The sequence below is a fragment of the Kitasatospora sp. NPDC091257 genome (assembly GCF_044757675.1).
GTDB classification, from domain to species: domain Bacteria; phylum Actinomycetota; class Actinomycetes; order Streptomycetales; family Streptomycetaceae; genus Kitasatospora; species Kitasatospora lactacystinica.
In genome coordinates, this window is the sequence record NZ_JBIVVI010000279.1 from 1 (window position 1) to 8372 (window position 8372).

The following is an 8372-nucleotide window of genomic DNA, read 5'->3' on the forward strand; positions in this document are numbered from 1 at the left end:
GGGCAGTGGCGGTGACACGGCCAGGGGCGGGCCGTCGGGCCGGGCAAAGGCTTCGTCAACGGTCATTCCCGGACCTTCGCACCGGTGGTCGTCCGTGTCCAACGGGTTTTGCCGACCCGGCAAGCCGGGGCGGGGGAACACGCCCGATGCGAAGGGGCGTTGGCGGCGCGGGCCGGTGCGGCGGCTCGCAGGTTCGGGGCAGGGCCCCTCGCGGCCCCGGGCCGGTGCGGGGCCGCGAGGAGCCCGGGGCTCAGACGGTGCTGGCGATCCAGCCGATGGTCTCGGTGGTGTGCGGCCCGTCGGACAGCGCGCGGCCGCTGCCCACGAGCTCGTTGATGCGGATCTTGAAGCCGGTGGTGGTGACGTCGGCGATCCGCAGACCGGGGGTGTCGGGGCCGTTGAAGGTCTGGACGAACGGCACGACGATCACGTTCGCGTCGTTGGGGAAGGGCGTGGGGAAGGTGACCTGGGTGAAGGTCGAGGTGGCTCCACCGGTCAGCTCCGTGGCGCTGGTGGAGTTCAACTGCAGCTTGCCGGTCTGGATCATGCTCATGGCTTCCGCCTTTCGCTCGACTGCCGCCGGTCACGTCCGGTTGACGGCCGAGCGCTCGACGGCCGGGCGCTGCCTCGGTGCGAAGCAATCGTGGGTGGGATGCCCGTATTGGTCCGCGTTTAGCGAGGATGTAGCCGGTTCGGGGTATCTGCTCTCGCCTCCCTTGCCAGGGTGGGTGATGCGTCCCGGGAGCCGGTGGATCGGCTCGTGCGGTAGGTGCGCTCCTGTCGTGTCCGGGAGTTGGCGGAATCGTGTCCATCGCGGGGTGGCGGGGTTGACCGTGGCCACGCAGGGGGGTTGGCTCGGCCGGAACGAAGGGGAGCGCAAGGGGAGGGGAGCCCATGAGGACGACGACGGTACGGGTGGTCTGCGCCCTGGCGGCCGCGCTGCTGGTGGGCGCCGGGGCACCGGCGGCGCACGCCCGGACCACGCCCGCGTCCGAACCGGCCTCCGCACCGGTGTCCGCGCCCGCGTCCGAGGTGACGGACGGCGACACGGTGCGGGTGAACGTGAGCCCGGACGGCACGCCCGCCGACGACTGGTCCGAGCCGCTCGGGCTGAGCGCCGACGGCCGCTACGCGCTGTTCGCCTCGCTGGCCTCCAACCTGGTGCCCGGCGACACCAACCGCCTCTACGACGTCTTCGTCCGCGACCTGTGGACGCGGCACACCGAGCGGGCCAGCCTCGCCGACGGCGGCGCCCAGCTGGACGGCTCCACCGTCCAGGCGGCGATCAGCGGCGACGGCCGGTACGTCGCCTTCAGCAGTGACGCCGTCAACGCCGTTGCCGGGAACGGCAGTGGGCGCACCGACGTCTACGTCCGCGACCGCCTCGGCGGCCGGACCGAGTTGGTCACCGCCGGCGCCGGCGCCGGGAACTCCGTCAGCCCCGCGATCAGCGCCGACGGCCGGTACGTCGCCTACTCCTCGGACCGCGCCGACCTCGCCCCCGGGGCACAGGCGGGCACCGCCAACGTGTACCTGACGGACCGCTGGACCGGCACCACCCGCCTGGTCACCGCGGGGCAGGGCGGCGCCCCCGCCGACGGCGGCTCGGTGGAGCCCTCGCTCAGCGCCGACGGCCGGACCGTCGCCTTCCGGTCGAAGGCGGCCAACCTGCTGCCGGCTGCCCCGGCCGCGCAGTCCGCCCTGGCCGCCCTGAAGCCGCCGCCCACCCGGCAACTGTTCCCGCTCTACGTCTACGACACCCGCACCGGCCGGATCGAGGGCGCGAGCATCGACCCGAGCGGCACCCTGCGCGACGCCGTGCGGCTGAGCCGGCTGAGCCCGGACGGCCGGTACGCGCTGTTCCGGGTGTTCCAGCCGGACCAGGGCGGCACCCGCGTCGCGCTCTACGCCCGGGACCTGCACACGGGCACGGTGACGGAGGTGGCCCCCGCCGGCGCCCAGCCGGCCGTCATGACGGCGGACGACCGCTGGGTCTCCTTCGTCTCGGACGACGCCGGCCTGGTGCCCGGCGACACCAACGGCGCCCCGGACCTCTTCCGGCGGGACCTGCGGACCGGCCGGGTCGAGCGGGTCGCCGAGGCCGTCGGCCCGTCCTTCGCGCCGGCCGTGGACGCGTTCGGCACCACCCTGCTGTTCGGCGCCCTGAACGGCACCGGCTCCGACGTCCTGGTGCGCTACCTGCCGCCCCGCTGACCGGCCGCGGCGCCCGGCTCCCGCAGGGTGCGGCGCGCCGCGACCAGGGTGAGCAGGCCCCACAGGGCGGCCAGCACCGCGGTGACGTGGACGCCGCCGCGGCGGAATTCGAGGTCCTCGTCGAGCGGGACCGGCGGCGCCCAGCCCGCCGGGTCGACCAGCACGTTCTCGGTGTCGCCGATGTCGCGCGTGCCCGTGCAGCCGTAGCCGCCGACCTCGGCGTGCGGCAACGGCCGCCCGTCGGCGCGGCGGATGGCGCAGGTCCAGCTCACCTTGCCGTTCTTGTCCTTCGCGCTGTGGGCCGCGGTGACCACCACCGCGGTCTCCACGCCGCGCTGCGCCATGATCTGGGCGCGGATGCTCGTCGTCGGCAGGACCAGCAGCAGCACGCCGAGCAGGACGGCCGGCCAGATGATCCAGCCGCGGGGCCGGACGAAGCCGAGCGCGACGACGCCCGCGGAGAGCACCAGGAACGCCAGGATGCCGCAGGGCAGCTGGTAGTCCGGGTTGCTGCCCAGTACCGCCAGGCCGACCATCAGCACCGGGGTGAGTGCCCCGACCGGCCACGCCGTCCGGCGGACCGCCCGCGCCGACAACTGCGGCTCCGGGCGCCTGCGGACCCGCTTCGGGGGCGGGACCACCCCCTCGGCGAGCGGCCTCTTCCGTTTCTTCCTGCCGGCCATGTCTTCCCCCGTTCGTTCTTTCGTCGCGCTGGGGACAGTCTGACCCCGGTTCCTGACGCGCGGGGCGGAGGGCGGTACGGAGGGGCGGGGCGGTGACCGCCCGTCAGCCCCTCGGCCGACGGTGTTACCGACGAGTTCACCGCATGCTCGCCCGATGTCTTGCGGTCCGTGCCGACAGCCAAGTTGGATGAACAACATCCCTCGACCCGACGGGTCCACGACAACGCCCCCCACGGAGGCCCGATGCCCCTGTCGTCCGTCCGCCGCGCCCTCGCCGCCGGCGCCGCCGCCACCGTCCTCGCCGTGCTCGGCGCCGTCCCGGCCTCGGCCGAGACCGCCCCCGCGACCGCACCCCCGCTCGACGTGCTGACCTACAACACGTTCCTGATGAGCACCTCGCTCTACCCCAACTGGGGCCAGCAGTACCGGGCGCAGGCCATCGCCTCGGCGGACTTCTTCCAGGGCCACGACGTGGTCGTGCTGGAGGAGGCCTTCGACAACTCGGCCTCCGACGCGCTGACCGCCAAGGCCTCGGCCGCCTACCCGTACCACACGCCGGTGGTCGGCCGCTCCACCAGCGGCTGGGACGCCACCTCCGGCAGCTACAGCGCCACCACCCCCGAGGACGGCGGCGTCACCCTGCTCAGCAAGTGGCCGATCCTGCGCAAGGAGCAGTACGTCTACAAGGACGCCTGCGGCTCGGACTGGTTCTCCAACAAGGGCTTCGTCTACGCGGTGCTGGACGTCAACGGCCGTCGCACCCACGTGGTCGGCACCCACCTCCAGTCCACCGACTCGGGCTGCGCGAGCGGCCAGGCGGCGGACATCCGGGCCAAGCAGCTCACCGCGATGCGCTCCTTCCTGGACGCCAAGCGGATCCCGGCCGACGAACCGATCCTGGTCGCGGGCGACCTCAACATCGACTCGCACGGCTCCGAGTACCAGGCGCTGCTGACCAACGGCAACCTCGCCCCGGCCTCCGCCCGCACCGGCTGGCCGTACTCCTTCGACACCGCCGACAACTCCGTCGCCGCCTACCGCTACCCGGGCGAGCCCAAGGAGGACCTCGATTACGTCCTCTACCGGGCCGACCACGCCCGCCCGCAGGAGTACACCAACGAGGTGGTCCGGGTGCACAGCGCGCCCTGGACGGTGAGCAGTTGGGGCAAGAGCTACACCTACACCGACCTCTCCGACCACTACCCGCTCGCCGCGCACTGACACTCCTGGTCCTCCGGGGGTGTGGGATGCGTCACCCGTGACGCCCCACCGGCGGTTCGGCCCCCTACGATCCTGAACGCCGAGGTCGGGCGCCGTCGTACCACGGCGGCGCCCGCCCGGCAGCCAGCGATCCGGCCCGAGGAGAAGCGCACGTGACCACCCCCACCGCCGCGCCCGACAGCTACTACCAGCGCACCGGCGAGAACAGCTACAAGCCCACCGCGCAGGCGCAGGGTGCCTGGCACCCCGACGAGCAGCACTTCAGCCCGCTCGGCGGCCTGATCGTGCACGCCATCGACCGCCACCGGGCCGGCCACCAGCGGGCCGGGCGCCCCGCCGACGGCCTGGCGCTGGCCCGGATCAGCTACGACATACTCGGCCTGATCGCCCTCGACGAGTTCGAGATCACGGTGGAGACCGTCCGCCCCGGGCGCACCATCGAGCTGGTCGAGGCCACCGTGGTGACCGGCGGGCGGGCGGTGGTCCGGGCTCGCGCCTGGTTCCTCGCCGAGCTGGACACCACCGCCGTCGCCGGCACCCACGACCGGCCGCTGCCCGGGCCCGAGGAGTTCGAGCCCTGGACGATGGCCGGGGTGTGGGGCGGCGGCTACATCGCCTCGATCGACGTCCGCCGCCGGGAGACCGCCCCGGGCCGAGCCGCCGCCTGGATCTCCACCCCGGTCGAGCTGGTCGCGGGGGAGCCCAGCGGCCCGCACGCCTCCTTCGTCAAGCTGGTGGACACCGCCAACGGCATCGCGGTGCGGTGGAACCCCACCGAGTGGATGTTCCCCAACACCGACCTGACGATCCACTTCCACCGCCGCCCCGAGGGCCCCTGGACCGGCCTGGACACCAGCGTCAGCTTCGGCCCGGCCGGGCACGGCGTCACCAGCACCGTGCTGCACGACGTCCACGGCCCGCTGGGCCGGGCCGAGCAGATCCTCACCGTCCGCCCGCTGAACGGGAGCTGACGGGCCGGGCGCCGCCGCCCGGACGATGGGCGGCGGCGCCTTCGGGGCGGGCCGTGCTCAGCCCTGCAGCGAGTCCATGAAGGAGCTCACCGAGAAGACCGCCTTGCCCGGGCCCGCCGGGCCGTAGCCGGGCGGGGAGGAGAGGCCGAACTCGTCCAGGGTCGCCCGGTAGGTCTGCAGCAGCCGGATGTGGTACTCCAGCGGCGCGCCCTGCGGGTTGGCCTTGCCGAGCGGGGTGGTGGGCTCGGGGCACCAGGTGGTGAAGCGCGGCACCACGCCGTGGGACATGAAGTAGCGCAGGCCCTCCTCGGTGGAGGCGATCGCCTCGTCCACCGTGGTGAAGCCGAAGGGCTCGGCCATCTCCACGCCCGCGACGAAGTTGGGGATCACGTTCTCCGGGCCGAACACCTCGGTGGAGTCGAGGATCCGGCGGTGCCACTCGTCCCGGCCGACGTAGCGCTCCTTGCCCGGGCAGTAGAGCTCGAACAGCCGCTTGTCCCACACCTCGAAGTTGGGGTGGTAGATCCGCACGCCGTAGTCGTGGAAGCGCTGGACGTCCTCGCGCGGCAGCGCCTGGGCCACCACCTTGCCGATCCAGCGGCCGGGGAAGCGCTCCTCGATGGCCTTGGCGTACTGCCCGTAGAAGTCGGCCTCGTCCCGGCCGCCGACGCGCGAGGTGATCGCCCCGCCGGTGAGGGTGTACGCCTGGGAGGCACGGGCGGTGTCGTGCTCGTCGATCAGCGCCAGCGCCTCCAGCACCTCCTCGACCGGCTTGACCCCGGTGTACGGGCGGCCGGCGGCCTTGTGCTGGCGCCAGTTGTGGTTGATGTCGCAGTACTGGCACTCCTCCTTGGCGCCGAAGTACTGGCAGACCCGGAACACCGTGAGGTAGATCAGGTAGCCCCACTGGATGGTCGGGGCGACCTCCATCACCGACTTCCCGTTGGCCAGCGTGTGCCGGTAGTAGTCCGGCATCGGCGGCAGGCCGACATCGGCGATCCGCGCGCCGTCCAGGTAGAGGCCGAGGGTGCCGTCCTCGCCGGCGCCGACCCGGTAGGGCGAGTCCGGGTTCACCCGCACCGACACCACCGTGCGGCGCAGCCCGTACGGGCCGCCGGTCAGCACGATCTCCTCCGGCGGCCGGTTGAGCGCGGCGGCGCCCAGCTCGGGCAGGGTGCGGTGGTCGAAGGAGAAGATGAAGTACGACTTCGGCTTGACCTCGCCGCCCCCGTCGGCGCCGGCGCTGCCGCTGAGTGCCGACTCGTCGAAGGCCATGCCGCCGCGCAGCAGGTCCTCCTTGATCACCGCCTCCCGGGGCACGTCGGGATAGCGCTCCATGAGCTCCTCGACGAGTGCGGTGCGGCTGCGGGCCTGGCTCTCCATGCGCTGGTCTTCCTTCCTGGCCCCGTCCTCACGGCGCCCAGGCCATTCTGGTCCCCCTTACCAGTGGGGCCGTGCACCGGGCCGGGAGGTGACCGACCGGTCCGGTCCGCAATCCAGCGGGTTCTCCGAGGCGAGGGCATCGAAAGCGCTGTCACTGCGCGTCCCTCCGGTCTTTTCGCATGCGAACAGCCCGTGCCGCGACCGGAACAGCGCGATCGGGCGGCCCAGGACACGGGCGGGCGTCAGCGGCTTGACGCGGGGGGCGGGCGGCTCGGGCGGGAGGGTTCGCGGCCAGGGTGCCCCGGGACCGGTGTGATCAATGCACGACTGCGGTCCGCTCAAACGTCGTCAGCCCGAACGTTCACCCTATCGGGTGAGGAAGATCGTCCGTTGCGATGCGGAACGCGCCTTCGCGCCTACGGTGGTGAACCGAACGGGACGGGGGCGGAAGCCCGAGTTCCCGTTCGAGGTTGACGAAATGACGATCCGTCATATGTGTGCGACCCCTTCCCAGAGGAGCCTCCATGCCCCTGCGTGCCAGACCGGAGACACCATGCGGGCCCGTGACCGCCCCGGCGGTGGGACCATGAGCACCCCGGCGATCGACCGGATCCTGCGCGGGCCCAGCGGGCTGGGCACCTCCGGGCTGCAGTTCCGGCCGCAGGTGTCGGCGCCCGAGGTCGAGGCCCCCGAGGCCCCCGCCTCCGAGGTTCCGGTGCCCGAGATCTCGGAAGCCGCGACCGAGGTCACGGCGGCCACCCCCGGGTTCCGGCTGCCGCCCGTCCACGTCCTGCCCGTTCCGCCCGCCGCGACCGCGACGATCGCGACGGCCGCGAGCCCGGCCGGCGAGGCGCCGAGCGGCGGCAAGCCCAAGGCCGGCGACCCCATCCCCGGCCTGTACCACCACCCGATCGCCGAGCCCGACCCGGTGCGGGTGGAGGCGCTCAGTGCGGAGATCAAGGTCTGGGCGATGGAGGAGGTCGAGCTCTACCCGCCGGACTGGGAGAAGGACTTCGACGGCTTCTCCACCGGGCGCTACATGGTGGCCTGCCACCCGGACGCGCCGAGCGTCGACCACCTGATGCTCGCGGCCCGCCTGATGGTGGCCGAGAACGCGGTGGACGACTGCTACTGCGAGGACCTCGGCGGGTCGCCGATCGGCCTGGGCAGCCGCCTGCTGCTCGCGCACACCGCGCTGGACCCGCTGCACACCACGACGGAGTACCACCCGGAGTGGGAGGCCTCGCTGTCGTCGGACCCGCCCCGGCGCGCCTACCACTCGGCGATGGAGTACTTCACCCGGGCCGCCACGCCCTCCCAGTCGGACCGGTTCCGGCACGACATGGCGCGGCTGCACCTCGGGTACCTGGCCGAGGCCGCCTGGGACCAGGCGGACCACGTGCCGGAGGTGTGGGAGTACCTGGCCATGCGCCAGTTCAACAACTTCCGCCCCTGCCCGACGATCACGGACACCGTCGGCGGCTACGAGCTGCCCGCCGAGCTGCACGCGCTGCCCGCGATGCAGCGGGTGATCGCGCTGGCCTCCAACGCCACCACCATCGTCAACGACCTCTACTCGTACATGAAGGAGCTGGCCAGCCCCGGACTGCACCTGAACCTGCCGGTGGTGATCTCCGAGCGCGAGGGCGTCTCCCGCAAGGAGGGCTACCTGAAGGCGGTCGAGGTCCACAACGAACTGATGCTGGCCTTCGAGGCCGAGGCGGCGGCCCTGGCCCTGTCCTGCCCGGTGCCGGCCCTCCCACGGTTCCTGCGCGGTGTGGCCGCGTGGGTGGACGGCAACCACTACTGGCACCAGACCAACACCTACCGCTACACGCTGCCCGACTTCTGGTGACACCGGCCCTTCCGGCGGTGCCACCTCCCACCGGCAGCGAATCCC

The 8372-nt window shown here is 72.8% G+C and carries 7 protein-coding genes; 4 read left to right on the forward strand and 3 right to left on the reverse strand.

Annotated elements, in window-relative coordinates; translation table 11 throughout:
• Window positions 1-250 precede the first annotated feature (250 nt).
• Entirely contained in the window at window positions 251-553 is a 303-nt protein-coding gene (locus ACIQOV_RS15490; protein WP_380548567.1) for a hypothetical protein, read from the reverse strand.
• Window positions 554-894: 341 nt separating this feature from the next.
• Here ACIQOV_RS15490 and ACIQOV_RS15495 point away from each other — a divergent pair, with 341 nt between their 5' ends.
• A complete protein-coding gene (locus ACIQOV_RS15495) occupies window positions 895-2214 on the forward strand; it encodes a hypothetical protein (RefSeq protein ID WP_401048822.1) in 1320 nt (439 codons plus the stop codon).
• On the opposite strand, the gene ACIQOV_RS15500 is transcribed toward ACIQOV_RS15495, so the two are convergent.
• The gene (locus ACIQOV_RS15500) at window positions 2196-2897 is read right to left on the reverse strand and encodes a hypothetical protein (protein ID WP_401048824.1); all 702 of its coding nucleotides are present in this window, start codon (window positions 2895-2897) and stop codon (window positions 2196-2198) included. The two genes, ACIQOV_RS15495 and ACIQOV_RS15500, sit on opposite strands and share 19 nt — an antisense overlap.
• 243 nt (window positions 2898-3140) lie before the next feature.
• On the opposite strand from ACIQOV_RS15500, the gene sph reads away from it, so the two are divergent.
• Window positions 3141-4118 carry a sphingomyelin phosphodiesterase gene (gene sph, locus ACIQOV_RS15505; protein ID WP_401048826.1) on the forward strand — a complete coding sequence of 326 codons (978 nt, stop codon included), beginning with the start codon at window positions 3141-3143 and terminating at the stop codon, window positions 4116-4118.
• 152 nt (window positions 4119-4270) lie between these two features.
• Complete coding sequence (locus ACIQOV_RS15510) at window positions 4271-5089, forward strand: thioesterase family protein (protein WP_401048827.1); 819 nt, start codon at window positions 4271-4273, stop codon at window positions 5087-5089.
• Between the two features lie 57 nt (window positions 5090-5146).
• Here the strand turns inward: ACIQOV_RS15510 and ACIQOV_RS15515 are convergent, their stop codons facing one another.
• Complete coding sequence (locus ACIQOV_RS15515) at window positions 5147-6472, reverse strand: radical SAM protein (protein WP_401048829.1); 1326 nt, start codon at window positions 6470-6472, stop codon at window positions 5147-5149.
• A 553-nt stretch (window positions 6473-7025) separates the two neighbouring features.
• Between ACIQOV_RS15515 and ACIQOV_RS15520 the strand changes: the two genes are divergently transcribed.
• Window positions 7026-8327, forward strand: a complete 1302-nt coding sequence (locus ACIQOV_RS15520) for a family 2 encapsulin nanocompartment cargo protein terpene cyclase (protein WP_401048831.1) — start codon at window positions 7026-7028, stop codon at window positions 8325-8327.
• Window positions 8328-8372: the final 45 nt, after the last annotated feature.